This is a genomic window from Nocardiopsis ansamitocini, from assembly GCF_030268225.1.
Classification (GTDB): Bacteria; Actinomycetota; Actinomycetes; order Streptosporangiales; family Streptosporangiaceae; genus Nocardiopsis_D; species Nocardiopsis_D ansamitocini.
The window spans coordinates 113,904-139,435 of the sequence record NZ_BSQG01000005.1; the positions used below are offsets into that span (position 1 = coordinate 113,904).

The 25,532-nt window shown below is 71.6% G+C and carries 20 protein-coding genes and 2 CRISPR repeat arrays (1 of these 22 only partly in view); of the genes, 7 read left to right on the forward strand and 13 right to left on the reverse strand.

Features of this window, described 5'->3' with window-relative positions; all coding sequences use genetic code 11:
* Positions 1-938: direct repeats of the CRISPR family, unit length 29 nt; unit sequence CGGTCCATCCCCGCGTGCGCGGGGCTCAC (it extends 313 nt beyond the left edge of the window).
* Between the two features lie 302 nt (positions 939-1,240).
* The 3 genes from QSJ59_RS15445 to QSJ59_RS15455 form a co-directional block, all read right to left on the reverse strand.
* A complete protein-coding gene (locus tag QSJ59_RS15445) occupies positions 1,241-1,768 on the reverse strand; it encodes a DUF5753 domain-containing protein (protein ID WP_285760264.1) in 528 nt (175 codons plus the stop codon).
* A 204-nt stretch (positions 1,769-1,972) separates the two neighbouring features.
* A complete protein-coding gene (locus tag QSJ59_RS15450; protein WP_285760601.1) occupies positions 1,973-2,260 on the reverse strand; it encodes a hypothetical protein in 288 nt (95 codons plus the stop codon).
* Positions 2,242-2,646, reverse strand: coding sequence for a hypothetical protein (locus tag QSJ59_RS15455; RefSeq protein ID WP_285760265.1), 405 nt, complete (start codon positions 2,644-2,646; stop codon positions 2,242-2,244). The genes QSJ59_RS15450 and QSJ59_RS15455 overlap by 19 nt, the downstream gene beginning before the upstream one ends.
* Before the next feature lie 307 nt (positions 2,647-2,953).
* Here QSJ59_RS15455 and QSJ59_RS15460 point away from each other — a divergent pair, with 307 nt between their 5' ends.
* Complete coding sequence (locus QSJ59_RS15460; protein ID WP_285760266.1) at positions 2,954-3,766, forward strand: GntR family transcriptional regulator; 813 nt, start codon at positions 2,954-2,956, stop codon at positions 3,764-3,766.
* 225 nt (positions 3,767-3,991) lie between these two features.
* A CRISPR array of direct repeats spans positions 3,992-4,265; the repeat unit is 29 nt; unit sequence GGGACCATCCCCGCGTGCGCGGGGAGCAC.
* Positions 4,266-4,467: 202 nt separating this feature from the next.
* On the opposite strand, the gene QSJ59_RS15465 is transcribed toward QSJ59_RS15460, so the two are convergent.
* Together QSJ59_RS15465 and QSJ59_RS15470 are read right to left on the reverse strand one after the other, a co-directional pair.
* Positions 4,468-5,223, reverse strand: coding sequence for an MBL fold metallo-hydrolase (locus QSJ59_RS15465; protein ID WP_285760267.1), 756 nt, complete (start codon positions 5,221-5,223; stop codon positions 4,468-4,470).
* Between the two features lie 202 nt (positions 5,224-5,425).
* Complete coding sequence (locus QSJ59_RS15470) at positions 5,426-6,061, reverse strand: class I SAM-dependent methyltransferase (RefSeq protein WP_285760268.1); 636 nt, start codon at positions 6,059-6,061, stop codon at positions 5,426-5,428.
* Between the two features lie 229 nt (positions 6,062-6,290).
* Here QSJ59_RS15470 and QSJ59_RS15475 point away from each other — a divergent pair, with 229 nt between their 5' ends.
* Both QSJ59_RS15475 and QSJ59_RS15480 read left to right on the forward strand, forming a co-directional pair.
* On the forward strand, positions 6,291-6,602 hold the full coding sequence (locus tag QSJ59_RS15475; RefSeq protein WP_285760269.1) for a YkvA family protein: 312 nt from the start codon (positions 6,291-6,293) through the stop codon (positions 6,600-6,602).
* 187 nt (positions 6,603-6,789) lie between these two features.
* Positions 6,790-7,770, forward strand: coding sequence for a helix-turn-helix transcriptional regulator (locus QSJ59_RS15480; RefSeq protein ID WP_285760270.1), 981 nt, complete (start codon positions 6,790-6,792; stop codon positions 7,768-7,770).
* Here QSJ59_RS15480 and QSJ59_RS15485 read toward each other — a convergent pair.
* The 3 genes from QSJ59_RS15485 to QSJ59_RS15495 all read right to left on the reverse strand — a co-directional run bounded on the left by QSJ59_RS15485 (position 7,758) and on the right by QSJ59_RS15495 (position 11,465).
* Complete coding sequence (locus QSJ59_RS15485; RefSeq protein WP_285760271.1) at positions 7,758-8,606, reverse strand: DUF817 domain-containing protein; 849 nt, start codon at positions 8,604-8,606, stop codon at positions 7,758-7,760. The two genes, QSJ59_RS15480 and QSJ59_RS15485, sit on opposite strands and share 13 nt — an antisense overlap.
* Positions 8,607-8,767: 161 nt before the next feature.
* Positions 8,768-10,603 (reverse strand): serine/threonine protein kinase, encoded by a 1,836-nt coding sequence (locus tag QSJ59_RS15490; protein ID WP_285760272.1) that lies wholly within the window; start codon positions 10,601-10,603, stop codon positions 8,768-8,770.
* A 466-nt stretch (positions 10,604-11,069) separates the two neighbouring features.
* Positions 11,070-11,465 carry an Rv3235 family protein gene (locus QSJ59_RS15495; RefSeq protein WP_285760273.1) on the reverse strand — a complete coding sequence of 132 codons (396 nt, stop codon included), beginning with the start codon at positions 11,463-11,465 and terminating at the stop codon, positions 11,070-11,072.
* A 173-nt stretch (positions 11,466-11,638) separates the two neighbouring features.
* Here QSJ59_RS15495 and QSJ59_RS15500 point away from each other — a divergent pair, with 173 nt between their 5' ends.
* Both QSJ59_RS15500 and QSJ59_RS15505 read left to right on the forward strand, forming a co-directional pair.
* On the forward strand, positions 11,639-12,433 hold the full coding sequence (locus QSJ59_RS15500; RefSeq protein ID WP_285760274.1) for a glycerophosphodiester phosphodiesterase family protein: 795 nt from the start codon (positions 11,639-11,641) through the stop codon (positions 12,431-12,433).
* Positions 12,434-12,466: 33 nt separating this feature from the next.
* A complete protein-coding gene (locus QSJ59_RS15505; RefSeq protein WP_285760275.1) occupies positions 12,467-13,852 on the forward strand; it encodes an MFS transporter in 1,386 nt (461 codons plus the stop codon).
* Between the two features lie 80 nt (positions 13,853-13,932).
* On the opposite strand, the gene QSJ59_RS15510 is transcribed toward QSJ59_RS15505, so the two are convergent.
* Positions 13,933-15,360 carry a S28 family serine protease gene (locus QSJ59_RS15510; protein ID WP_285760276.1) on the reverse strand — a complete coding sequence of 476 codons (1,428 nt, stop codon included), beginning with the start codon at positions 15,358-15,360 and terminating at the stop codon, positions 13,933-13,935.
* A gap of 219 nt (positions 15,361-15,579) precedes the next feature.
* Here QSJ59_RS15510 and QSJ59_RS15515 point away from each other — a divergent pair, with 219 nt between their 5' ends.
* Positions 15,580-15,987 (forward strand): nitroreductase family deazaflavin-dependent oxidoreductase, encoded by a 408-nt coding sequence (locus QSJ59_RS15515; protein ID WP_285760580.1) that lies wholly within the window; start codon positions 15,580-15,582, stop codon positions 15,985-15,987.
* Positions 15,988-16,138: 151 nt separating this feature from the next.
* Complete coding sequence (locus QSJ59_RS15520; protein ID WP_285760277.1) at positions 16,139-19,114, forward strand: helix-turn-helix transcriptional regulator; 2,976 nt, start codon at positions 16,139-16,141, stop codon at positions 19,112-19,114.
* Positions 19,115-19,145: 31 nt separating this feature from the next.
* Here the strand turns inward: QSJ59_RS15520 and QSJ59_RS15525 are convergent, their stop codons facing one another.
* From QSJ59_RS15525 to QSJ59_RS15540, 4 genes are all read right to left on the reverse strand, one after another.
* Positions 19,146-20,396, reverse strand: a complete 1,251-nt coding sequence (locus QSJ59_RS15525) for an MFS transporter (RefSeq protein ID WP_285760278.1) — start codon at positions 20,394-20,396, stop codon at positions 19,146-19,148.
* A gap of 132 nt (positions 20,397-20,528) precedes the next feature.
* On the reverse strand, positions 20,529-21,893 hold the full coding sequence (locus QSJ59_RS15530; RefSeq protein ID WP_285760279.1) for an MFS transporter: 1,365 nt from the start codon (positions 21,891-21,893) through the stop codon (positions 20,529-20,531).
* 357 nt (positions 21,894-22,250) lie between these two features.
* Complete coding sequence (locus QSJ59_RS15535; RefSeq protein ID WP_285760280.1) at positions 22,251-23,909, reverse strand: ABC-F family ATP-binding cassette domain-containing protein; 1,659 nt, start codon at positions 23,907-23,909, stop codon at positions 22,251-22,253.
* 341 nt (positions 23,910-24,250) lie between these two features.
* Positions 24,251-25,525 (reverse strand): L,D-transpeptidase, encoded by a 1,275-nt coding sequence (locus QSJ59_RS15540; RefSeq protein ID WP_285760281.1) that lies wholly within the window; start codon positions 25,523-25,525, stop codon positions 24,251-24,253.
* Between the last annotated feature and the right edge of the window lie 7 nt (positions 25,526-25,532).

Below are 25,532 nucleotides of genomic sequence, written 5' to 3' on the forward strand. Positions count from 1 at the left end.
CATCCCCGCGTGCGCGGGGCTCACGCCGGGTTGGGTGAACGCGTGATCCGTGGCGTCGGTCCATCCCCGCGTGCGCGGGGCTCACTCGTCGGGGACTAGGTCGGCTGAGACCAGTGCGGTCCATCCCCGCGTGCGCGGGGCTCACCACGATCGCATGAGCGTCTCGACCATCCCCGACGGTCCATCCCCGCGTGCGCGGGGCTCACCGGACGGTGAGAGTGCCCCCGGAGACACTGCTGGGTCCATCCCCGCGTGCGCGGGGCTCACTGCGCGAAGACATCGTTCACGGAGTCGTTGTCCGGTCCATCCCCGCGTGCGCGGGGCTCACCTGGGTCGCCAGGACGTGGCGTGATCACTCGTCGGTCCATCCCCGCGTGCGCGGGGCTCACCTGGGTCGCCAGGACGTGGCGTGATCACTCGTCGGTCCATCCCCGCGTGCGCGGGGCTCACACCGGGAGTTCATGGAGCTCGTGCACGAAGCCCGGTCCATCCCCGCGTACGCGGGGCTCACTCACCCCCATCTCATTCAGTTTTTCGGTAGCGCGGACCATCCCCGCGTACGCGGGGCTCACCGTGGGCTCCGCCGCGCGCGGCACAGTCGTCCAGGACCATCCCCGCGTACGCGGGGCTCACGCGCCTCACCGCGGCGCAGGCTCAGCCCCAGGAGGACCATCCCCGCGTACGCGGGGCTCACGCGCCTCACCGCGGCGCAGGCTCAGCCCCAGGAGGACCATCCCCGCGTACGCGGGGCTCACGACGTCGAGCGGTTCACCGGCGACGGGACCACCGGACCATCCCCGCGTACGCGGGGCTCACCCGGTCATGTCGCAGGTGTAGACCGCGAAGGGCGGACCATCCCCGCGTACGCGGGGCTCACTCCGGGCGTCCGCGCGTTACCCTGAGGAGACCCGGACCATCCCCGCGTACGCGGGGCTCACAGTTAATGACCTGGCACTTTGCGAGCCGTTACCATTATGAGATTTTCGGTGAGGCGTCCACCACCCCCATTATCCACTAGCTCCCGCACCCTGTCAGACCAACCACTCCCCCACCCCCACCAGGCACTACGCCCACGACATGCGGCCAAGCAGGGCTTCGCGGCAGGGACCTCCAACAAATACGACACCCCCACTACGCGGGAAAGGCGGAAGCGATTGCGGAAGGAAACCGTCCGCATTACCCCTCGCGACTCGTCGATCACCTGCGTTGAACCGGTACGACACTCCTTCCAATCCCCCGCTCAGAGCCGGTAGGGGTGGGCGGCGTGGAAGAGGTCGTGGGAGTGGGTGAGGTAGTGCCGGGTGTCGGTGATCGGCAACGCCAAGGGGAAGGGGATCGTCTCCACGGTGGTGGCGTTGTCAGTGATGGTGAAGGCGCACGACCAGATCACCGGGGGGTCGTGTCTCTCGGGCAGGACGCGCAGGGTGACGTGGGGCAGCTCGGCCAGGGCCAGGAGCAGCAGGTGTTGTTCGGTCATGGTCTCCACACCGCCGACGGGGCGGCGCAGTGCCGTCTCGGTGAGCACGTAGGTGCGGGGGTGTTCGGCGTCGATGAGCAGGCGTTGGCGGTGGGTGCGGATCTGGATGATCTCTTCGACGTGCTCGGGGCGCAGTAGCCCTGAGGCGGTGAGGACGGTGCGGGTGTAGGCGGGGGTTTGCAGGGGTGCGGGCACGACCGAGGGTGCGAAAGCGCGGATCTGGCCGTGGGGTTCGTCCAATGCCAGGTTGCGTTGGTGTTTGACGAGTGCGGTGGAGACGTCACCACCCATCAGGGAGCGTCCTGACCTGGAGCGTCCGCGTGGCCCGGCGGCCGGTGGGGGTGGGGTCGGTGGAAGTCATGAGGGTGAGGGGTTCGTTCGGGTGGAACCGGCACCCGCCGCGAGAGGGCGGGGGCACACCTGGTGGTCGAGGGGTAGGAGGGGCCGCGCGCCGGGGTGAACAGACGCGCGGCCCCTCGCTTGAGGGCCGGTCACTCACCGGCCAGGGCGGTCCGAGGAGTCGGGGTGGTCGTCCAGGGCCCGCTGCTCGGCGCCCAGCTCGGTGAGGAGGGCGTCGAGGGTGGGGGCGTGCAGGTCACGCCTGCGCCCGTGTGCGTGTTCGGCCCGGGTCAGGGGTGCGCGCCGGTGTGCGTTCCACGCCCGTTGGGAGTCGGTGTCAGGGGTGTGGGTGATGGTCCAGGCCGGGAAGTCCCACCGCACCCGGGCCAGGGCCGCAGCAACACTGTCGGGGGTGGCCACCGCGCTCACCGGCCCGGTGGGCACTGCGCCGGGGCGTGGGCATAGGCGCGCACGCGCGGTGCGGTGTAGGCGCGCAGCGGTGAGGGCGGCTCATAGACGTGCAGGCAGTGATCCAGCAACTCCACGTCCGAGACCGCCACGACGTGGGCGGTGACGCGGTTGCGCGCGGCATAAGGCGCGGCCTCGCCGTAACGGTAGGTCACCTCCCACAGAGCCGAATGCGACTCCGCGACCTCAGCGAAACGCGGATAGTCCGGGATACGCGGCACCACCCGCGCCTGACGCACCGGAACCAGAGACGACGCGACATGACGGAGAAGGTGGGCACACAACCCACCCGTACGCCGGGCGGGCATCACCGCCGCCACCAACAGGACACTCGCCAACGCGAGCAGAGAAAAGAAACGCATGGGACACCTCACGTAACGCGGCCGGGAAGACCGCTGATCCACCAGGGAAGTGCGGGCCGCACGGCCAGTGACCGCCGGTCGGGCCAGACGTGCGGTATCCGGGGCGCATGGACGGGGAGGCTTAAGGCAGACTGACGGAGTGACCGCCAATCATCCGCTCGCTTCCCTTCGCCCCACATAGGCCCTCACCAGAGCCTGTTTATAGGGGCTAAACTCTGCGCGTACTATGACCGTAGTCCACTCGCCACAGCGCGCGCAATAGAGGGGCTAAAGTCGAGCGGATTTCTACCAGCAGAGGACGACCAGCGTGGATGCGAGGACGCTGCACGAGATTGCAGCCATCACCGACCCGCTCGAAAGAGCCCGCGCGGCTTCAGCGGCAATGGGCACCCTTCAGGGCCAAAGCGTGGAGCTGTCCCGAATCCGTCGGGGCGCGATCGTGGACGCCCAGCAGGCCGGACAACGCCAGGACGACATCGCCCGGCACCTGGGCGTGACTCCCGGGCGCGTCAGCCAGATGAAGAAGGCCGGAGCCGGGCCGGAACACCAGGCCCCCGCCGGACCGCTGGGCCCACGGCCTCGAATCCTCGTACAACGTGCGCTGCCCACACCGCCCGCCACACGCGGATCCAAATCGCTGTACCTCACCGAGGCACAACAGCAGGGCTTGGAACCCAAACGCGAAATGCTCTACGTCGGACAAGAGCCGGCCAGCGAACACGTGGCCGCCGGCCTTGACGTCCACACCGGTGACGCGGTGATCGCACGCCGCAAGATGTTCTGGGCCAACGAGGTACCCGTACGCATCTCCACCAGCTATTTTCGCACCGACGTGGCAAAAGGCACCCGCCTGGACGGTGAGGGGTTCGTACTGCCCACCCTCCAGGCCGCGATCGAAGACCTGGGGCACCGGTTCAGCCACGCCACGGAGACACTGACCGCCCGACCGCCCACACCCTATGAAGCGGACCTATTGGACGTGCCAGGGGAATGGGTGGTGCAGGTGTTACGCGTCAGCGTCTCCACCGACGACGTTCCCATCCACGCACTGGAAACCATCTGCGCCGCGAGTCGCCACGTCTTCCCCATCGGCCAGGTCGCGGGCTCCGACCAGTTCTAGCCCCAGGCCAGAAAAACATCCCCGGGAAACACGACGGCCCTCCGAAGACTCGGAGGGCCGTCGTGCACATCCCTGGTGGAATGTTCCCGTCGCGAGCCTAGAGCAGCGAGACGATTGGACGAAAGTCCCCTCAGTAACGGGAAAGCTAGAGACAGTGGCCTAAAACCACGTCTGCCGCATAAGCGGGGAGCACAGTCACGTCGTCGAGGTTGAGGGCGCCTTTCGGGGACCATCCCCGCGTGCGCGGGGAGCACGGTCGAGCTGCACCTCGGCGGCCGCGTCCTCACGGGACCATCCCCGCGTGCGCGGGGAGCACAAATCGCCGGACCTCCCCCGATCGCGGCGCCTGGGACCATCCCCGCGTGCGCGGGGAGCACTGTGACCGCGGTGGTGGTGGCGTCTGTCTTGCCGGACCATCCCCGCGTGCGCGGGGAGCACTTTTTCTATCAGGATTTCGATAACTGCATCCAAGGACCATCCCCGCGTGCGCGGGGAGCACTCTTGTTGACCTGGGACTCTACCAGCGGGTAACCGCTGTTTCATTCACTTGTCGAGAAAAGAACACCCGACACGAAAAACCGCTTTCTTCACCAAAGACCATCAAGCATCCATCCCAGCAGAGGAACCGGACAGCAGCACACGGGGACGCGGACGGGGCGAACCGTTCCTGCGCGGGTGGGGCGCATCAGCGCCCTCCGTGGTCAGCCCAGCCGCGCGCGCTCGCCGGCGAGTTCCGCCGCAGCGCGGACCGCTCCGTCGTGGAGCGGCCCGTGCCCGGGCAGGACCACGTCGGCCTCCAGGCCCGCCAGGACCGTCAGGGAGGCGCGCGCCGCGTCGCGATCGTGGTGGAACATCCCCGGCAACAGCTGCGGGCCGCTGACCCCGGAGGTCGGATGGCCGCTGACGAGCGCGTCCCCGCTGATCACGATGCCCGCGTCGGGCAGGTGGTAGGCGCTGTGCCCGAGGGTGTGACCGGGCGTGGCGACGGGGACCGGACGTCCGGGCAGGTCGAGCGCACCGGGCGCGGGGAACGCCTCCGGCGCCGCGATCCGCACGTCCTTGGTGCCGCCCGACCCGACGGCCTTGAGCGCCCAGGGAAGCACACGGGGCCGCCACGCGTTGGCCAGGATCTGGCGCGGGGTGACCTGGTGCAGGAAGTCGCGGCGGGCATGGGGCACCTCCGCTTCGTGCATCAGGACCGGGGTTCCGTGCACCGAGCCGAACTCCTGGGCCGAGCCGATGTGGTCGGTGTGGGCGTGCGTGACGAGGATCGCTGCCACGTCGCCGGGCCGGCGGCCGATGGCGGCGAGCGACGCCAGCAGCCGGTCCCGGTCGCCGGGATACCCGGTGTCCACCAGGGTCACCGCCTCGCCCTCCGTCACCAGCACCCAGTTGGTGTCGCTGCCGCGGACGAGGAAGACCCCCGCACCGGCCTCGGTGATGTCATCGGCGTGCACTGGCCACCCGGATTCGTCTGAGGAAGGTCCGGCGGGGCGGCGACGTCCGGCCCCCGCCGCAGGACGGGTGCGATTCTCCCACCGATCAGACGGGTGGGGCGGTGCGCGGCGGCCACCGGGCCACGGGTCCGTCAGCACACCGCGCCGGGCCGCCTGCGCGCCGGTGTTCCCACGGACGCAGGCCAATAGGTGCCCCGCCCGGTCACCCGGAGGCGTCGTCCGCCCCCGCGACCGCGCTCAACACCGCCACCAGGAAATCGGAGTCGGGGGCGAGGGGCAGCAGGTCCCAGGTGGACAGCACCAGATCCGGTTGCAGTCCCGCGTCGGCCGCGTCGACGAAGAACTGGTCGAAGGAGTAGCCCCGGCCCACGCCGCGGCCGAAACCCACCACCACCCGGCCGCGGTGCGCCAGGTGCGCGCGCAGCCGGCCCAGGATCGCGGACTGGGTCCCCGGAGCCGCGTAGGGCAGCACGTTCCCCGCGCACACGACGACGTCGAAGGGCTGCGGCACCCCCTCGGCGGGGAGGTCGAGCTCGGTCAGGTCACCGACCCGCCAGTCGAGGCCGGGACGGTCGGTGCGCGCCGCCTCGATCAGCGCCGGGTCGACGTCGACGCCCACGACCGTGTGGCCGCGGGCGGCCAGCTCGCCGCCGACGCGCCCCGAACCGCAGCCGGCGTCCAGCACCCGGGCGGAGCGGGCGAGCATGGCGTCGATCATGCGCGCCTCGCCCGCCAAGTCCTTTCCTTGCGCGGCCATGGCGCGAAACCGCTCCACGTACCAGCGCGACCCGTCGGGGTCGGCCTGCGTCCGAACCTCCCAGTCGGTGATCTTGCGCACGCGTCCCCTCCCTGGTGCCGGGTTCCCACCGGCCAGCTGTTCGGGGTGCCACGGTAACGGATCGCCCTTCGCGGCCCGACAGGCGGTCGCGCCCGGCCGGACCGGCCCTGCCCGAACGGGGTTCGAGCGACCGTCAGCGGGCAGTGCGACAATCTGAAGGGGCGGCATCACGGGCGCGACAGCACCCGCCCCACCACTCCCCGCCCCCGCCCCGAGAAAGGCCCCCGTCATGGATCGGACCACAACGGCTCTCGTCGTGGGCGCCGTGATCATCTTCGCGGTCACCCTCGTGATCGCCGTCATGCTGGGCTTCCGCCTCTTCCGCACCTGGCGCATGCTGTCGTCGGGTCCCGTCCCGGTCAGCGGGAAAGTCGCCTTCTACGGAGCGCTGATCTACCTCGTCTCCCCCGTCGACCTGCTCCCCGACCCCATCCTGATCGACGACATCGGCGTCCTGTTGGGGGCCATCACCTACGTCGGCGGTCTCGTCGGCAAGAACGCCTCCGCGAAACGGCAGCCCACCCCGTCGGTAGAGCACTAGCCGAGGGCACCGGGGCGGTCTCCGCGTCGGCGCACCCGCGCGGCCGGGCGGCCGGCCGTGCCCGCCCCGGCCCTTCTCAGGGGCCCGCTCCCCTCCCCCGACAGGCCGTGATCCGGCCCCGTCACCGCCGTCCACCGCGCCCGTGAACCTGACAGGTTCTGTCAGGTTCACCGGGCAGACTTGCCGTATGCGCGCAAGCCGACTGCTCTCCCTGCTCCTGCTGCTGCAAAACCGCGGGCGCCTCACCGCCGGGCAACTCGCGGCGGAACTGGAGGTCTCGGAGCGGACCATCTACCGCGACGTGGAATCCCTCAGCGCGTCGGGCATCCCCGTCTACGCCGAACGCGGCGCGGGGGGCGGCTATCGACTGCTGGACGGCTACCGGACCCGGCTGACCGGGCTGACCAGTGGGGAAGCCGAATCGCTGTTCCTCTCGGCCGTCCCGCACGCGGCCGCCGAACTGGGCCTGGGCGCGGAGATGGCCGCGGCGAACCTGAAGGTGCTGGCGGCGATGCCCGAGAGCCTGCGCGGACGCGCCGAACGGGTGCGCGGCCGGTTCCACCTGGACTCCCCCGCGTGGTTCCGCGAGGCCGACCACGCACCGCACCTCGCCTCGATCGCCACGGCCGTCTGGGAGGAGCAGGTCCTGCGGGTGCGCTACCGGCGGTGGGGCAAGGAGGCCGCCGAGCGCACCATCGCCCCGCTGGGCCTGGTCCTCAAGAGCGGGCTGTGGTACCTCGTCGCGCTTCCCTTCCCCGCTCCGGACGGCGGCGGCCCGCGCACCTACCGGGCGTCGCGAGTCGACAGCGTCGAGGCGACCGGGACGCGGTTCGAACGACCGGGGGACTTCGACCTCATCGACTACTGGACGGACTGGTCGCGCGCGTTCGAGAAGACCGTCTACACCGCGACCGCGCGGGTGCGCATCACCCCCGAGGGGCGCGATCTGGTCCGCGAGGTCGGGCCGCCCGCGCTGCGGCCGGCCCTGGACGCCGCACACGAGTGCGCGGACGGACGGCTGGAGGCCGTGCTGCCGATCGAGTCGGTCCACCACGCGAGTGTGGAGTTCGCCCAGTGGGGGCCGCTCCTGGAGGTCCTGGAACCGGCGGAACTGCGGACCCGGATGGCAGAGTCCGCCCGCGCGACCGCGCGGCTCTACGAGAACTGACCGCCCGCGTGCGCGGAACGGTCCACAAGAGGGGCGGGCTCGGAGCTGCGCAGGGAGGCCACCAGCACGAAGGACACCGTCACCAGCAGCGCCCAGGCACCGAACTTGTCCGGGTGGACCATGGCCCAGGCGTCCACCTGGTCGGGGTAGCGCCAGGCGCCCAGGAAGGTCGAGACGTTCTCGGCCAGCCAGAGGAAGAAGCCGATGAGGACGAACGACAGCGCCAGCGGCATCCGGTAGCGCACCCGCCCAACGGTGAAGTGCACCCATGAGCCCCAGGTCACCGCGACCATCACGACCGCCAGGAGCATCCGGGCGTCGGGCAGCCAGTGGTGGGTGAGGAAATTGGCGTAGACGGCCGCCGCGACGACCGCCATGGCGCGCGAACGGTAGTCCGTCAGGGCCAGGTCCAGCAGCCGCCAGGCGCGGACCACGTAACTGCCCACGGCCGCGTACATGAATCCGCTGTAAAGCGGGACGCCGCCGACCATGGTGAGGGCCTGTTCGGGGTAGGACCACGACCCCATGTGCACCTTGAACAGCTCGAACACCAGGCCCACGACGTGGAAGCCGAGAATGGCCAGGATCTCGCGTCCGGTCTCCAGCTTCAGCAGCCAGAACACCGCCGTGACCCCGACGAGGTAGACCAGCAGCGCGTCGTAGCGGGCCACCGGCAACGGCAGGACCGTGGAGAGCCCCAGGCCGACGAAGACGCACACCGCGAACGCGCACGCCCTGGCCTGGAGCACGCCGAAACGCACCAGCTGGGCCGCGAGAAGCCCCGCCGGCCCGCGACGCCCGATCCGCTCCAGCACCGTCCCACGCGGTCCCGGCATCCGCGCCCCTCCCCCTCGCTCGGTCACCGGGGAGCACGTTAGTCCTCGGCGACCGTGCGGCGGGAGGGGGCTGCCCCTCCCGCCGCACGGTCGGGCCGCAAGCGGCCATCTGCGAACCGAACGGGACGCCGCGGCATCGGGCGCGGGCCGCGGGGGCTGCGCTAGAACCAGCCGAAGTACCAGAGACCGCAGTTGGTGCCCACGATCACCGCGAGCGCCAGCATGATGCCGGTGACGAAGGAGGTGCGCAGCGAGCGCACCAGGTACTCCAGCCCGATGACGTTGTTGAGCAGGAAGTAGCCGAGGCACAGGGCCTGGAAGAAGCCGTCCCAGGTCATGATCCCCGCGTACCACCAACCGGAGCCGGTGTAGACGTCGGTGGTGGCGAACCATTCCCAGGCCAGCGATCCGGCCCAGCCCAACGGGATCTGGATGAGGGGGATGATCAGCAGCGGGATGAGCTTGACGAAGCCCCAGAGGTCGGGCTGGTCGGCGCTGCGCCGCTCCGACCGCATCCGCTCCCGGTGCGCGCGCTCGGCCTCCTGCTCGCGGCGCTGCTCCTGACGGCGTTCCCGGTCACGACGGCGCCGCTCCTGCTCCTCCTGTTGCTGCTGTTGCTCGTAGCGCATCCGCTCCTCGTCCTGGCGGCGGCGCTGCTCCTGCTGGCGGCGCTGTTCGGCGCGGTCCTGCTCCTCGTAGCCGCGTCCCTGCCCCGCACGGCGCGACCCCCGGTAGAGGTCGGAGAACGCCTCGTCGTCGGAGGGCGACTCCTGCGCACCGCGCGTGCCGTACCCCGTGTCCGCGCCGCGCCCGGTGGCGGGCAGTGCGGCGGTGGGAGGCGTCTGACCGCCGGTCTGCTGGCCGTAGGCGGCGGTCGGCGGGACCTGGCCGCCGGTGGGGCCGTAGCCGGTCTGTTGACCGTAGGCGGCGGTGGGGGCCGCGGGGGCACCGGTGGGGCCGGCCCCCATCCCCATCACCGAGGTGGCGCCCTGGTCGCCGCCGTAGGTACCCGGCTGGCCGGCGACCCGGGTGGCCTGGTGGTTGCCCAGCATCTCGGTGGCGGCCTGGGGTCCGGAGCCCAGTGCGACGGTGGCACCGTCGGCGCCCGGTGTCAGGGGCGCGCCGCTGAGGGCCGCGTTGACCTTGGCCACCTGCTCCTGCACACCGTGCATGAACTGCGGCGGCAGCCAGGAGGTGCCGGCGGGAACGTCGCCGAGGGCGTCCAGCACGTCACCGGGGCCGGGGCGGTAGCGCTCGTCCTTGGACAGGCAGGCCGCCACCAGGCGCTGGAGCGCCGGGGGCACCTTGGACAGGTCGGGCTCGTTCTGCAGGATGCGCATGACCATGGTCGGCATGGCGCCCTCGCCGAAGGGGCCGATCCCGCCGGCCGCGTAGGCCAGCACCGCACCGTAGGCGAAGACGTCGCTCTTGGGGGTGAGGTGCGCGCCCTGGATCTGCTCGGGCGACATGAACCCGGGCGTGCCGATGATGGACTGGGTGGCCGCGGTGCCCTCGGTGGCGCGGGCGATACCGAAATCGATGACCCGGGGGCCGTCCTCGGCCAGCAGGACGTTGGCCGGCTTGAGGTCGCGGTGGATCAGCCCGACGCGGTGGATCTCGTTGAGGGCCTCGGCCAGGCTCGCGGCCAGGACCCGCAGACTGGCCTCGGGCAGTGGGCCGTGGGCCTGGACCGCCTCGTCCAAGGGGAGCGAGGGGACGTAGGAGGTGACCAGCCAGGGCACCTCACCCTCGGGGTCGGCGTCGATCACCGGCGCGGTGAAAGCACCGCTGACCTGCCGCGCGGCCGTGACCTCGCGTCCGAAGCGCTGCCGGAAGGACTCGTCGGTGGCGAGGTGCGGATGGATGCGCTTGATCGCGACCGCCCGCCCACCGGCGGAACGGCCGAAGAACACCTGGCCCATCCCCCCGGCGCCCAGCCGTCCGATCAGCCGGTACCGGCCGATCCGTTCCGGGTCGCCGTTTTCCAGTGGGCCCACGCTTGACCTCCGCTTGATCCGCTGTGTATCCGCTGTGCCGTCGAAACCCTTGCGATCGTAACGAAGGCGATGGCTTCCTCGGGTCGGGCCGGGCCGCGGTGACGCCGATCCCGCGGTGCGAACGGCCGCGGGTCCACGCCTTCTCCCAGGTGGCGGCCGAACCCGCCGATCTACTCCGCTGGGCACGGCCGGGGCACGGGTGACGCGTGGCTACGGCTGTGATCGCGGAGGCGATCCAGGAAAGGCATCGGAGCGACCGCGACCGGTTGCGGGCCCGACTCTTCGTCGATGGCCGGCGCGGTGCGAGTACGGCCCGCGCTCGACGAGCAGCAGCGCTGACGGCCCCGTCCGGTCGGCGACCGGATCGGGGGTGTTGGTGCACGATACCGGAATTGCGGCCCGTGATCGTCCGGCGATGGACTGCCGGGAAAGGTACGCGATGGAACCGCTGCCTTTACGGCGTAGATCATACCCGCCTCTGCCGGGCACCGAGGTCGGTCTCGATGTGGGTGCACAGCCAGCCGCTCTCGGTGAAGGCGATGCGCATGGCCAGTGCCCGGTGCCGGGCCCCGCAGGCGACGATCCCGCTGACCTCGGCCACTCCCGGCACCGGGCAGCGCAGGCGGGCGGCGCGCAGCCGGGGGCGGACCGCACCCGCGTAGCCGCCGGTACGCAGCCGCAGACTGCGGTACGCCTGTTCGGAGAGCATGGACCGCAACTGGCCGGCGCTGCGGTGCCCGCCCAGGACCTCCACCACGCACTGGGCGAACAGCGACAGGTCGACCCCGGTGCGGACCCGCCCCCGGTGCACGCCCCCGGCACCGGCTCGGTCGCACCGGCCGTACTGCGCCTCGACTGACATCGGTCTCCTCTCGGTGGACGCCCGCGGCAATCGGGGAAAATCGCCGCCGATGTGACCAGATGCCGAAAAGACCGGACAGGGCAACCTGGTACACCAGCTTTCCGCGGGGCCGCCCGCCGGCCGTTCCGGTTCCGTATCCCTGTTCGTTACCGATGCCTCGGCATACTGCTGGGGTGAACGACGCGTATCTGGGCTCGCCGGCGCCGATCGGCCTGGCCCACCGAGGCGGGTGGCCGGTCGACGACGCGGGACGCAGCCGCCCCGAACTGGAGAACACCGCGGTCGCCTTCCAGCACGCGGCCGGGTTGGGCTACCGCCACCTGGAGACCGATGTGCACGCCACCGCCGACGGCGTCCTGCTGGCCTTCCACGACCCGACCCTGGACCGGGTCACCGACCGATCCGGCGCCATCGCCGGGCTGCCCTACTCCGAGGTGGCACGCGCCAAGGTGGGCGGCAGCGAGGCCATCCCCGTGCTGGAGGAGCTGATCGGCTCGCTGCCCGAGGCCCGCTTCACCATCGACGTCAAGGCCGACAGCGCGGTCGCCCCCCTGGCGGCGGTGCTGCGCCGCACCGGCGCGTGGGACCGGGTGTGCGTCGGCTCCTTCTCCCAGGCCCGCCTGGAACGGGTCCGGCGCACCTTCGACCGCCCGGTCGCGGTGTCCAGCGGCCCCGTGGACGTGGCCCGGCTCCGGGCGGCCTCACTCGTGCCGCTGCTGGGGCGCCTGGCCAGGCGCGGGGTCTCCTGCGTGCAGATACCGCCGACCCACCGCGGCTTTCCGGTGCTCAGCAGGGACCTCATCGCCACCGCCCACCGGATCGGCGTACAGGTGCACGTCTGGACCATCAACGACCCCGCTGCGATGGAACGCCTGCTCGACGCGGGAGTGGACGGCATCATCACCGACAACACCGTCGAACTGCGCCGGATCCTCCTCGCCCGCGGAGCCTGGCCCTCCCCCGCCTGACCCCACCGCCCCCGACCCCACGAAGGCACTCCCTTGTCGCAACCGCCGAACCCCCCGCCCTCCCCCGAACAGCCCCCGCCCGTCGCCCCGGTCCGGTCGCGCAGGTCCGAGCAGCGGGCCTGGTACATGTACGACTGGGCCAACTCGGTCTTCACCACCAGCGTCATCACCGTCTTCCTCGGCCCGTACCTGACCACGCTGGCCCAGGACAGTGCGGGCCCCGGCGGGCGGATCAGCGTGCTGGGGTGGATGATCGAACCCACCGCGCTCTACCCCTACGCCACGTCCCTGTCGGTCCTGCTGCAACTGGTGCTGCTGCCCGCGGTGGGTGCGATCGCCGACCAGAGCGGACGCAAGCGCGAACTGATGGGCGTCCTCGCCTACCTGGGCGCCTTCGCCACGATGGGGCTGTACTTCGTGCAGGGCGACGCCTACCTGCTGGGCGCCGGACTGTTCGTCCTGGCCAACCTGTGCTTCGGCGCCTCGATCGTGGTCTACAACTCCTTCCTGCCCGACATCGCCACCCCCGACGAACGCGACGCGGTGTCCTCGCGCGGCTGGGCCATGGGCTACCTGGGCGGCGCGCTCCTGCTCACCCTCAACCTGGGCCTGTTCCTGGGACACGAGAGCCTGGGCATGGAGCAGGGGCACGCGGTCCGCATCTGCCTGGTGTCGGCGGGGCTGTGGTGGGCGCTGTTCTCCCTGATCCCCCTGGCGCGGCTGCGCAACCGGCGCGAGGGCTCGGTGGAGGCGCCGATGCGCCGCATCAGCGTGGGGCGCAGCTTCACGCAGCTGTGGCACACCGTGAAGGGGCTGCGGGCCTACCCCAAGACGTTGATGTTCCTCGTGGCGTATCTGATGTTCAACGACGGCATCCAGACGGTCATCGCCTTTTCGGCGACGTTCGCCGACGCGGCCCTGGAACTCGACCAGACGGTCCAGATCGGCACCATCCTGATGGTGCAGTTCGTGGCGTTCGGCGGCGCGCTGGCGCTGGGGGCGATCGCGCGACGGCTCGGCACCAAGACGACCATCCTGGGCAGCCTCGTGGTGTGGCTGGTCGTCGTGGGGGTCGCGCCGTTGCTGCAGACCGGTTCGGCGGTGCAGTTCTTCGTCCTGGGGTTCTTCATCGCCATCGTGCTGGGCGGCACCCAGGCGCTGTCCCGGTCGATGTTCTCGCTGCTCATCCCCAAGGGCAAGGAGGCCGAGTACTTCGGCCTGTACGAGATCAGCGACAAGGGGTCCGCGTTCCTTGGCGCTTTGACGGTGGGCGTGGTCCTGGACGCCACGGGCGGCGAGTACCGGCTGGCGATCCTGTCGCTCTCGGTGTTCTTCGTGGCCGGGTTCGTCCTGCTGCTCCTGACCAACATCCCCGCCGCCATCCGCGCCGCCGGCAACGAGGTCCCGGCCAAGGTCTAGGGGCAAGGCCCCTGGGAGCCGCGCAAAGCGGACGGTGCCGGGGACCGCGCGGTCCCCGGCACCGTCGCAGGCGTCGGCCCCTACAGCGGCCGGCGCTCGGTGTCCTCGACGTCGTCCAGGCCCGGGATGAGGGCGGGGGCGCGCAGCGCGCCGGCCTGGTCGGCGACGCCGGCCCACTTCAGCAGGGACGCGGTGGCCGCGGCGCGGTCCTCCTCGGCCAGCAGGGAGATGTTGGCCCCGTGGGTGGCGGCGGGCGCGGTGAAGACGTGGGCGTCGCGACTCTGGCCGGTGCGCCCCACCCGGAACGGTTCGGCCGCCCACGGGTCGTACTCGCCGTTGACGAAGAGCAGCTCGGTGCCGCGGGTGCGCACCCAGGAGTCGATGTCGATCATCGCGCGGTGGTCGTAACGGGGAACCGGCAGATCGTCGGGCAGGTAGGTGGCCGCGGCGAAGAGGCCGGGGTGGTCCAGCAGGTCGTCGACGTGGCCGGTGGGGACGCTCGGCGTACCCAACTGGGTGGCGGCCTGGAAGTAGTAGGGGGTGTAGGGCTCGATTCCCTGGTCGGTGTAGAACTCGAAACCGGCCACGGTGTCGAGGAAGGCGACGATCTCCTCGGTGGGGGCGTCCGCTGGGGGGACCATGGCGCACTGGTCGATCCCGTAGTACTGCCAGAAGGCCCAGGCCGTGTCCAGGACGAGCACCTCGAAGGTGGCGTCGGCCCCGCCGATGTTGTCGAAGGTCCACCCGTTCTCGGCGGCCTGCTTCTCGTAGCCGTCGACGATCTCCACGCGCCGCTCCAGTGCGGTGCGCTGGACCTCCTCCAGCGAGGTCTGGCAGGGGGAGTCGCCGCCCACGGTCTCGAAGAACTCCAGGTAGGCGCGGTCCTCCCGGTCGATCACGTCGTTGGGTGCGACGTAGGCGACGGTGCCGTCGAGGTCGTCGGGGTAGAAACGACGGTGGTAGACCGAGGTCATGCCGCCCTTGGAGGCGCCGGTGGAGATCCAGGCACCGGTGTAGATGTCGTCGATGGCCTGGATGATGCGGTGGTGGTCGGCGGCGGCCTGGCGGATGGTGAGCATCCGCTTCCAGTCCGGGTCGTCGGGGCGCGAGGGAGTGAAGAACCGCTGCTCGGTGGAGATCTGGTTGCCGTCGACCAGGCGGGTCGGCTCCGAGCGGGAGGGCACCGTACCGACCTGGTAGCCGCTGGTCTGGAGCACGGTGGGGCGGTCGAAGCCGCGGTGCAACAGGGTGAGGCGCTGCTCGAAGGTGCCGTCGCCGGGCCGGTCGTGGTCGGCGTACTGGGTGTAGCCGAGGACGAAGTAGCGGAAGCCCTGGGCGGTGGGCTTCTCCTCGACGACCGTGAGGCCGGGGACCTCGGCGAGTCGATCGGCGATGTCGCCTTCGGGGACCGGCTGGGCAGCGGCCGGCAGCCCGGTGAACACGAGTGCGGCCGCGGTCAGCAGCGCCACCGAGAACCGGACGAGTGAGGGGCGGTGATGGTCGACCACGCGCGTGACCTCCAGTAGTCGCGGGAGTACTCATGGGTGAGAACCCGCCTGACATTATCGGCCCAACCACGACAAAAGAACCCCCCGCGCGGGGGTGGTCACCAAGGGTGAGGAAGGGTCGGGCGCGTTGACGCGGGGCGAAGTGGGAATTGGGGGTTTGATAGGTCGGGTTCCACCGTTGACACGATGCCCGCAGAGAGCTTCGAGGGAAGGAGCGCCATGCTTTACGGCGCCGAACACGTCAAGCGCTACGTCGAGACCGACGGACGCGAAGGACACATCTGGCAGGAGGGCGTTCCCACCCTGATCCTGACCACAACCGGACGCAAGTCCGGCGAGCAGCGGTCCACCCCGCTCATCTACATCGAGGACGGCGACGCCTACGCCGTGGTGGCGTCCAAGGGCGGCGCGGAGAACCACCCCCTCTGGTACCTCAACCTCACCGCCGACCCCTCGGTGCGGGTGCAGGTGGCCGCCGACAAGTTCGACGCCGTCGCGCACACGGCCTCCGAGGAGGAGCGGGCCCGACTGTGGCCGCAGCTGGCACTCGTCTGGCCCGACTACGACAACTACCAGTCCAAAACCGACCGGGTGATCCCCATCGTGGTCCTGGAGCGCGCCTCCTGATCGGCCCCGGCACCGCGCGACCGCACGGCCGCGCTCGGGGAGGGTCCGGTCGGGCGCCACGCGGCGCGCGGCGCGGCGGCGCGGGCACCGGATCGCAACCGGGCTCCCGGGGGGATCCGTTTCGTCCCCCGTGCTGGGCATACTGGGTGTTATGACCTTCTCGACCCCCGGCCCCGTGTTCGTCGGGCGCTCCGCGCAGCTGCGGACACTCGTCGAGCACGCGGCACGCACCCGTACGGCGGGCTCGGCCACGGTGCTCGTGAGCGGAGAAGCCGGAGTGGGCAAGTCGCGGCTGCTCCAGGAGTTCGGGGGCCGCCACGGAGACGCGCTGCTGCTGTCGGGAGGGTGCCTGGAGCTGGGGGTGGAGGGGCTGCCCTTCGCACCGTTCGTGACGGTCCTGCGCGGACTGCTGCGTGCGCGGGGGCCAGCGCCCTTCGCAGCCGTGGCGGAGGGGACCGGACAGGAGCTGGCCCGGCTCCTGCCCGAACTGGGGTCCCCGCCCCCCGACCGCCGCGAGGCACGCGGGCGGCTGTTCGGCCAGGTGCTGCGGCTGCTGACCGCCGCCGCCGGGACCGGCGGTCTGACCATGGTCGTCGAGGACCTGCACTGGGCCGACTCCGCTACCCGCGACCTGCTGGTCTACCTCATCCGCACGCTCGACACCGCCCCGGTGCAGATCGTGGTCAGCTACCGCTCCGACGACCTGCACCGCGAGCATCCGCTGCGCCGGCTGCTGCCCGAGTTGTTGCGTCTGCCCACCGTCACCCATCTGGAGCTGGGCCCTTTGTCGCGCTCGGAGGTGGCGCGCCAGGCCGCCGCGCTGCGCGGGCACGAGCTGACGCCCTCGGAAGTCACCGCCCTGTACGAGCGCACTTCCGGCTACCCCCTGTTCGTGGAGTCGCTGCTGGAGACCGGGCGCACCGACGGCCAGGTCCCGGCCCGATCGCTCGAACTGCTGCTGGGGCCGCTGGAGCGGCTGGGCGAGAACGCGCGCACCCTGGCCAAGACCGCGTCGGTGGGCGCCGTGGGCGGCGACCGCATCGGACACGCCTTGCTGGCCCGGGTGGCGGAACTGGACGAGGACGTCCTGGACACGGCGCTGTCGGAGCTCGTGGACGCCAATGTGCTGCGCGCCGACGAGGAGGGCTACGTGTTCCGGCACGCACTGTTGCGCGAGGCCGTGCACGAGGAGCTGCTGCCGGGCCGGCACGCCCGGCTGCACCTGCAGTTCGCCGAGGTCCTCCAGGAGCGCCCCGACCTCGCCCCCTCCGACCGGCTCGCCGTGGAGCTGGCCCACCACTTCCACGCCGCGCACGAGCTGCCCCGGGCGTTGGGCGCGGCGTGGCGGGCCGCCCGGCGCGCGCACGAGGCGCTGGCCTTCTCCGAGGAGCTGCACATGCTCCAGCGCGTGCTGGAACTGTGGGAACGGGTCCCCGACGCCGCGGAACAGACCGGGGCCACCCTGGTCAAGGTACTGGAGCGGGCCGCGGAATCGGCCTACGACAGCGGCCGGATGTCCAAGGCCAAGCGGCTGGCCGAGGAAGGGCTCGCCGAACTGGGCGAGGCGCACGGGCCCGACGAACGGATCGCACAGGCGGTGCTGCTGCGCCGGCTGGGGCGCGCCCGGATGCAGTTGGGCGACCACGACGGCATCGACGACCTGATCGCCGCGCTGGACGTGCATCCCCCGGCCGACCCCGGTTACGGGTTCCTGCTGGCGGTCCTGGCCAGGGAGCTGTTGATGCGCGGAGGGCTGCTGCCGGCCCACCGGCTGCACGATTCCGATCGGGGCGGGGACACCGGCGGCGAGCGGTTGCTGGACGCCACCGAGCTCACCCGCAAGGCGCTGGCCCACGCCGAGGTCTACCACGACCCCTGTGCGCGCTCCGACGCCCTGGTCACCCTGGCCTCCCTCCAAAGCCAGGCGGGTGACACCACGGCGGCAATGGCGACGTTCGAGGAGGCCGTCGACGCGGCCCTGGACCCCGAGCTGGCGTCGCGGGCCCTGGGCGGCCTCGCCTCGATGCTGCGCGAGCACGGGCGCTACGCCGAAGCCGCCGAAGCCGCGCAGCGCGGCCTGGAACAGGCCCGAACCAGCGGCCTGTTGCGTCCCCAAGGATCGTTCCTCGCCCTGAACCTCGCCGAGATCCACTACGAGACCGGCGACCTCGCCGCCGCCGGTGCCATGGCCGATCAGGGGATGGAGTGGGCACCACCCCCGCTGATCCGTTTCTTCCTGATGTGCTTGGCCGGCCGGACGGCCCTTGCCCGAGGCGACCTCGCTGCGGCCGAGGAGGTCACGGCCGAGGTGGTGGCCGCCGGAGTGACCGAGAGCCCCCGGTTGCAGCTGGCCCTGATCGCGACGACCCTGACCATCGAGGTCGCGTTGGCGCGCGGGGAGACCGGTGCGGCCCTTGCCGCGTCCGAACGGGTCTGCGCCGGCACCGACTTCGCCCTGTGGACGGGGTACGCCTGGCCGCTGCTGGCGTCGGTGGCCCGCGCGGTGCGTGCGGGCGGCCCCGACGATCCCGCGGCTGCACGGCTGCGTGCGGTGCTGCGCCCGATGCTGGAGCGGATCGCCGCGCACGGACCGGTTCAGCAGGGGCACCGGGCGACTGTGGCGGCCCTGCTCGGCGAGGCCGGGGCGACGTCCGCGGAGTCGGCCCTGGCCTGGCGCAGGGCCGTGGAGCTCTGGGAGTCCACCGACGCCGCGCTCCAGCACGCCTGGGCGGTGCTGCGCCTGGCCGAGTGGGAGGCAGCGCACGGTGAGCGCGTGGCTGCGGTGCGGCGATTGCGCGGTGCCGCCGCGGTTGCCGAACGCTGTGGCGCCGTCCCGCTGGCCGGACAGGTCACCGACCTCGCCCGCAGGCTGAACGCCTCCCTGGACGCGGAACCGGGCCGCGCTCCCGCGCCGCCTTCGGGGCTCACCCCCCGGGAACTGGAGGTGCTGCGCCTGCTGACCCGGGGAGCCACCAACGCCGAGATCGCCGCGGAGCTGTTCATCTCGGCGAAGACCGCGAGCGTGCACGTCTCCAACATCCTGGCCAAGCTGGGGGTCGCCAACCGCGGTGCCGCGGCGGCCCGCGGCCGGGCACTCGGCCTCACCCCGCTGCTCGACCGGTCCTGAGCAGGCGGTGGTGGCCGGGCGCGCGCCCCACTCACCGGGCGGGCGTGTAGGACCACAACGCCCGCAGGAACCGGGGCAGCACTGCCAGGACCGCCACGGCCAGGACCCCGCCCAGGGCCATGGCCGCACGGGGGCCGATCAGGTCGGCGGCGAAGCCGTGCAGGGCGTCGGCCACCCGCGGCCCGCCGGCGACCACGACCAGTTTCACGCCCTGGATGCGTCCACGCATCTCGTCGGTGGCGGCCTCCTGGAGGATGGTCCCGCGAAAGACCGCGCTGACCAGGTCCGCCACCCCGGCCAGGGCCAGGCACAGCAGGGTGATCCACAGGACGTGGGACGCTCCGGCGAGCGCGATGAGGACGCCCCACGCCACAACCGCCCCGATCAGCATGCGGCCGTGCCGGCGCACGAGCACGAGCCGCCCGGACAGCAGGCCACCGAGGACCGCGCCGGCCGGGATCGCCGCGAAGAGCAGGCCCAATGCCATACCTGAGCCGACCCCCTCGAACCCCGTGGCCAGTTCCGGGAAGATCGCGCGCGGCATCCCGAACGTCATGGCGACGATGTCCAGCAGGAACGACGCGACGAGCACCGTGTTGGCCACGATGTATTTGAGGCCGGCGCCGATGCTGGCCGCCCCGGGCCGCATCGTCGGCCGGACCAGGGGCCGCAGCCGGGGAAGGCCGGCCACCGCCAGCACCGCCAAGGCCAGTGCAACGAAGTCGACCAGGTAGAGGGCGGGAATCCCCACCAGGGGGATGAGCGCCCCTGCGGCCAACGGTCCGGCGACCATCCCCACCTGCATGACGGTCGTGTTCAACGCGACCGCGGGGGCCAGCAGGTCGTCGGGGACCAGCCGGGCCACCGCCGCCCCCCGCGCCGGACCGTTGGCGCCGTAACAGGCCTGCTGGACCGCCACCAGGAACATCAGCAGCGCCACGGACCCGTTCCCGGTGGCCGCGTGGACCCACAGGGCCAGGACGGTCAGGGCCAGACCGGTGTTGGTGACCAGCATCATGGTGCGGCGGTCCACGACGTCGGCGATGCTGCCGCCCCACAGGGCGGCGACCGCCATGGGCACGAGCCCGGCCAGCGAGGCCAAACCGACCATCGTGGAGGAGCCGGTCATGGCATAGACCTGAACGGGGACGGCGACGGCCGACACCTGGCCCCCCACGGCCGTGACCACGGTGGAGCCCCAGAGGCGGCGAAACGGTCGGTGGCGAAGGGGCCGCAGGTCCAACGCGAAGGAGGCCGGCCCACGCCGCCCGGTGTCGGTCACCGCGGCGCCCCGTCGGAGGTGGGGCGCCGCGGTACCGCTGCGGACATGGTCATCCGATGATCATCCCTGATCCGCCACCGTTGCGGAGCAGAGGTGCGGCCGGGCGTCCCCGGGCGACACGATGCCGGGAACTCAGCCGCCCCGGCGGTGTTCGCGCAGGAGCAGCGCGGAACCGACGAATGCCGCGACGGCGAGGAGGCCGAGGGCGACACCGACGGTGTGCAGTGCCGTGGTGAAGCCCGGCCCCGCCAGTCGGCCGCCGCTGATGACGGCCAGCACCGTGCCGACCACCGCCAGGACGACGGTCTCCATGGTGAGGCGGGCGGTGTTGAACAGTCCGGCCGCGGTCCCCGCCTGCTCCGCGCGGACACTGGAGACCGCCAGACCGTCGACGACCCCGGTGGTCAGTCCCGCTCCGGCCCCGATGAGCAGGAGCGGAGCGGCCAGGCCCCAGGGAGTGCTGTCCGGACCGACCGTGACCAGCAGGACAGCGCCCGCACCGCTGAGCGCGACCGACCCGCAGACCAGCAGGGCGGGGGAACGCCTGGCGACCGCGGCGCCGGCCACGGGCAGGACGATCGAGGGAACGGTGAGCATCAGCAGCCAGGCACCGGCCCGACCAGGGCTCAGGCCGACGACGGCGATGAGATAGGAGGGCAGGTAGACGAGCAGGGGAACGAGCAGGGCCATCAGGGCTCCCGCCGCCAGGGAGAACGCCAGGAACGTCCGGTTGGCCAGCAGCGCGAGGTCGACCATGGGATCGGCGGCGCGCCGCTGCACGGCAACGAATCCGGCTCCCAGGCCCACCGCCGTCAGCAGCCCGCCGGCGACCACGGGGCTGGTGAACCCGAGCACGGGTGCCTCGACGAGGACGACGATCACCAGGACGAGCGCCGCGGTGAACAGGGCGCCTCCCGCCCAGTCGACGCGTTTCTCCCCGGTTCCGGGCAGGCGGGGCAAGAAGGGGCAGAGCAGCAGGACCGCCCCGGACAGGACCGCGGGCACCGCGAAGACGGCCCGCCAGTCCAGGACGCCCACCAGCAGGCCCGAGAGCGCGGGCCCGAACGCCAGTCCGACGCCGAGCACGATGCCCAGGGCCCCGAAGGCACGGGTCCGCGCAGGCCCGTCGAAGGTGGCGGCCAGGATCGACGCTCCGGTGGCCGTGGCCGCGGCTGCGCCGACCCCGGCGCACGCCCGCGCGAGGTTCACGAGCACGATGTCACCGGCCAGCACGCACATGAGGCTGCCGGCGCAGAACAGGGCGACCCCGCCGGCGAACATGCGCCGCCGCCCCACGAGGTCGGCGAGCGAACCGCCGAAGGCGAGGAACCCGGCGAAGCAGGCGTTGTAGCCGTTGACGACCCACTGGGCCGCTGCCAGGTCCGCCGCCAGGTCGCTCTGCACGCCGGGAAGGGCCACCGCGGCGCCGGTGATCGTGAGCGGGACCGTCAGCGAGGACAGCAGGACGGCGGTGAGGACGAGCACGTTCCTGGTCACGGCGCGCACCTCGCCGGACCGGAGAGGCGGACGTCAGACCGGTTTCGGGCAGACGCGGGAGAACCGTGGCCGGACAGGGGCCGGCCACGGGCGGGAAAGGGGTGCACAGAGAGCTCCGTGGATCAAGCGTGGAGCCGGGCAGCACTGGTGGGCGCACCGGCCGATGGGCGCTGATGCGGCGAAGCGTGGTACTGGGAGCACGCCGCCGCTACGGGCGGCACACTCTGTTCGACTCTGGCACGTCAACCAACCTACTCCACCACGGGCGGACGCGGCCGACAGGGGTGGCGGTCCCTCGCGGGCGCGTGTCCGCCGGCGCCGGCGGACACGTCCCGGCGCAGGCATCCGGCCACGGCGCTAACGGTCCACCGAGGTGGGGGCCAGCTCCTCGACCTGCCCGGCGTGGACGTGCAGGCGGCGGGTGGTGTGCACGGTGCCCAGCATCCGGCGGTCGTGCGTGACCAGCAGCAGGGTGCCGGGGTAGGAATCCAGTGCGGACTCCAACTGCTCGATGGCCTCCAGGTCGAGGTGGTTGGTGGGTTCGTCCAGCACCAGGAGGTTCACTCCGCGCCCCTGGAGCAGGGCCAGCGCCGCACGGGTGCGCTCCCCCGGCGAGAGGGTGGCGGCAGGGCGCAACACGTGCGCGGCCTTGAGAGCGAACTTGGAGAGCAGGGTGCGCACGTCGGCCGGGGAGAGGTCGGGCACGGCCGCACCGAAGGCGTCCAGCAGCGGCTCGTCGCCGAAGAAGAGCCCTCTGGCCTGGTCGATCTCACCGACTACGACTCCCGGCCCCAGGGAGGCGAGTCCGGATTCGAGTTCGACCCGACCCAGCAACGCGGCCAGCAGGGTGGATTTCCCCTCCCCGTTGGCGCCGGTGACGACCACGCGTTCGGCCCACCCGACGTGCAGGTCGACCGGTCCGAGGGTGAAGCCGCCGCGCCGCACCACCGCGGCGTTGAGCGTGGCCACCACGGCACCCGAGCGGGGCGCGGGGGCGATCTCCATGCGCAGCTCCCACTCCTTGCGGGGCTCCTCCACCACGTCGAGGCGCTCGATCATCCGCTCGGTCTGACGCACCTTGGCGGCCTGCTTCTCACTGGCCTCGGATCGGAACTTGCGGCCGATCTTGTCGTTGTCGGTGGCCTTGCGGCGGGCGTTCTTGACGCCCTTGTCCATCCAGGACTGCTGGGTGCGGGCGCGGGCCTGGAGGCCGGCGCGGGTGTCGGCGTACTCCTCGTACTCGGCGCGCGCATGGCGGCGGGCGGTCTCGCGCTCGGCGAGGTAGGCGGTGTACCCGCCACCGTAGGCACGCACCTGCTGCTGGGGAAGGTCGAGTTCGACGACACGATTGACCGTCCGGGCCAAGAACTCGCGATCATGGCTGACCACGACGGTGGCCGCGCGCAATCCGGTGACGAAGCGCTCCAAACGGTCCAGGCCGTCCAGATCGAGGTCGTTGGTGGGTTCGTCCAGGAGGAAGACGTCGTAGCGGCTCAGGAGAAGCGAGGCGAGCCCTGCGCGGGCCGCCTGGCCGCCCGACAGCGCGGTCATGGGCCGGGTGAGCCCGACGGTCAGACCGAGGTCGGCCGCCACCTCGTCGGCGCGTTCCTCCAGGTCTGCTCCGCCCAGTGCGAGCCAGCGCTCCAGCGCCAGGGAGTAACGGTCGTCACTGCCCGGCGCCGCCTCGACCAGGGCTTCTGTCGCGGCGTCGAGTTCGCGCTGCGCGGCGGTGACCCCGGTACGCCGGGCCAGGAAGTCCGCGACCGTCTCGTCGGGGCGGCGCTCGGGTTCCTGCGGCAGGTGGCCCACCACCGCCGAGGCGGGGCTGGTGCGCACCGTCCCCTCCGCGGGGGTGGCCAGACCGGCGAGCAGGCGCAGCAGGGTGGACTTGCCGGCGCCGTTCACACCGACCAGGCCGATCACGTCGCCGGGCGCGACCACCAGGTCGAGTCCGGAGAACAGGGTGCGGTCGGCGTGGGCGGCGGCGAGGTCTTTGACAACGATGGAGGCACTCATCAGGTCACCGACGATAGCGCCACCGGCAGCGGTACCGCACGTGGCGGTGCGGTGGGCCGGAAGCGGCCGGATCGTCGGCCGGTGCGCGGGCACCCGATGCTCGCTTCCCGATCATGCGCACGGTTTCCCGGGCGCCGCGGCCGGCCTCCTCCTGGGGTGGGTCCGTGCCCGCACCGGACCGGTCTGGCCGGCCTTCCTCGCCCATTGTGCGCCCGAAACGAAATAGGTCTGCACCTGGGAGCATCCACCGAGACGATCGGCTGAGACCGCAACCGGGGCGGGAAACACCAACGGCCCGGCCCGCGCCAGGAGCGGGGCCGGGCCGTTGCCGGAAGCGGGGGTTACGACTCGCTGTGCGGGCTTCCGGGGGAGCCGGCCTCATCGGTCTTGTCGGCCTCGCCGGTCTCGCTGTTGTCCAGCCACTCCTCCCAGGAGCGCTGCCAGTAGCCCCAACCGTTGTCGACCTCAAGTTCGCGGTCGGTGCCCTCGACGATGTAGGGGTCGCCCATGAGCGAGTTCTCGTAGAACCACTTGGCGTCCCCGGTGCTCATGTTGGTGCAGCCGTGGCTCAGGTTGGCCTGGCCCAGCGAGGAGTTCCACGGGGCGGCATGGGTGAACTCGCCGCTGTTGGAGAACCGCACCGCGTAGTTCACGTCGAGCTTGTAGTAGTCGGGGTGGCCCTCGGGGATGCCCACGGTGGCGGAGTCCATGACGAGGTGCTGGTACTTCTCCATCGTCAGGTGGGTGCCGGAGGTGGTGGTGTAGGCCCGGGTCGTCGCCTCGCCGTTGCTGATCGGGAAGTCCTTGATCTGCTCGCCGTCGCGCTCGATCACCATGCGGTGGGAGGAGTCGTCGACGGTGGTGATCTGGGAGCGGCCGACCTCGAAGTTGAGCTGGTGGTTCTTCACGCCGTACACGCCCTCTGCGGCGTTGACGCCGGCCAGGTGCATGTTGACGGTGACCTCTTGGCCGGGGGTCCAGTACTCCTTGGTACGGAACACCACCATCTGGTCGCCGAACCAGTTCCAGGCGCCCTCGGTCGGCTCGTCGGAGACGACCTCCATGGCCGCCTCGACCTGGGCCTTGTTGCTCACCGGCAGGTCGAAGTTGACCACCACCGGCATCCCCACCCCGACGGTGTCACCACTCGTGGGGAAGTTGGACTGCAGCTCCAGGCGTCTGCCGTCGGTGGCGGGGAGGGTCTCGAAGTCGCTGGTGGCCTCGACGGTCTCGCCGTCGGGGGTCTCTGCCGTCGCGGTGACCGTGACCTTCGCGCCCGGGGTCAGCGTCCAGTCGCTGGTCCACCCGGTCTCGTCCTCGTTGAAAGTGCCGGTCATCTCGTCGGCGCCGGTGTTTTCCACCCCCTCGGTGCGCACCTGCACGTCGGTGAGCGTACCGCCGTCGGCCTCGACGGTTACGGGAAGGTCCGGGCGGACCTCGTCGGTGCCGTCGACGGGGGTGATCAGGATTTCCGCGGTGGGTCCCGGCTCGGGGGCCTGTTCCCCGGCTGTGGGATCGGCCGGTTGAGGATCGGAGCTACAGGCTGCCACACCCAGCATGAGGAGGGCGAGCGCCCCGGGCAGCAGGGCGCGGGACGCGCGGTGGGTCGTGGGCATGTGTGCG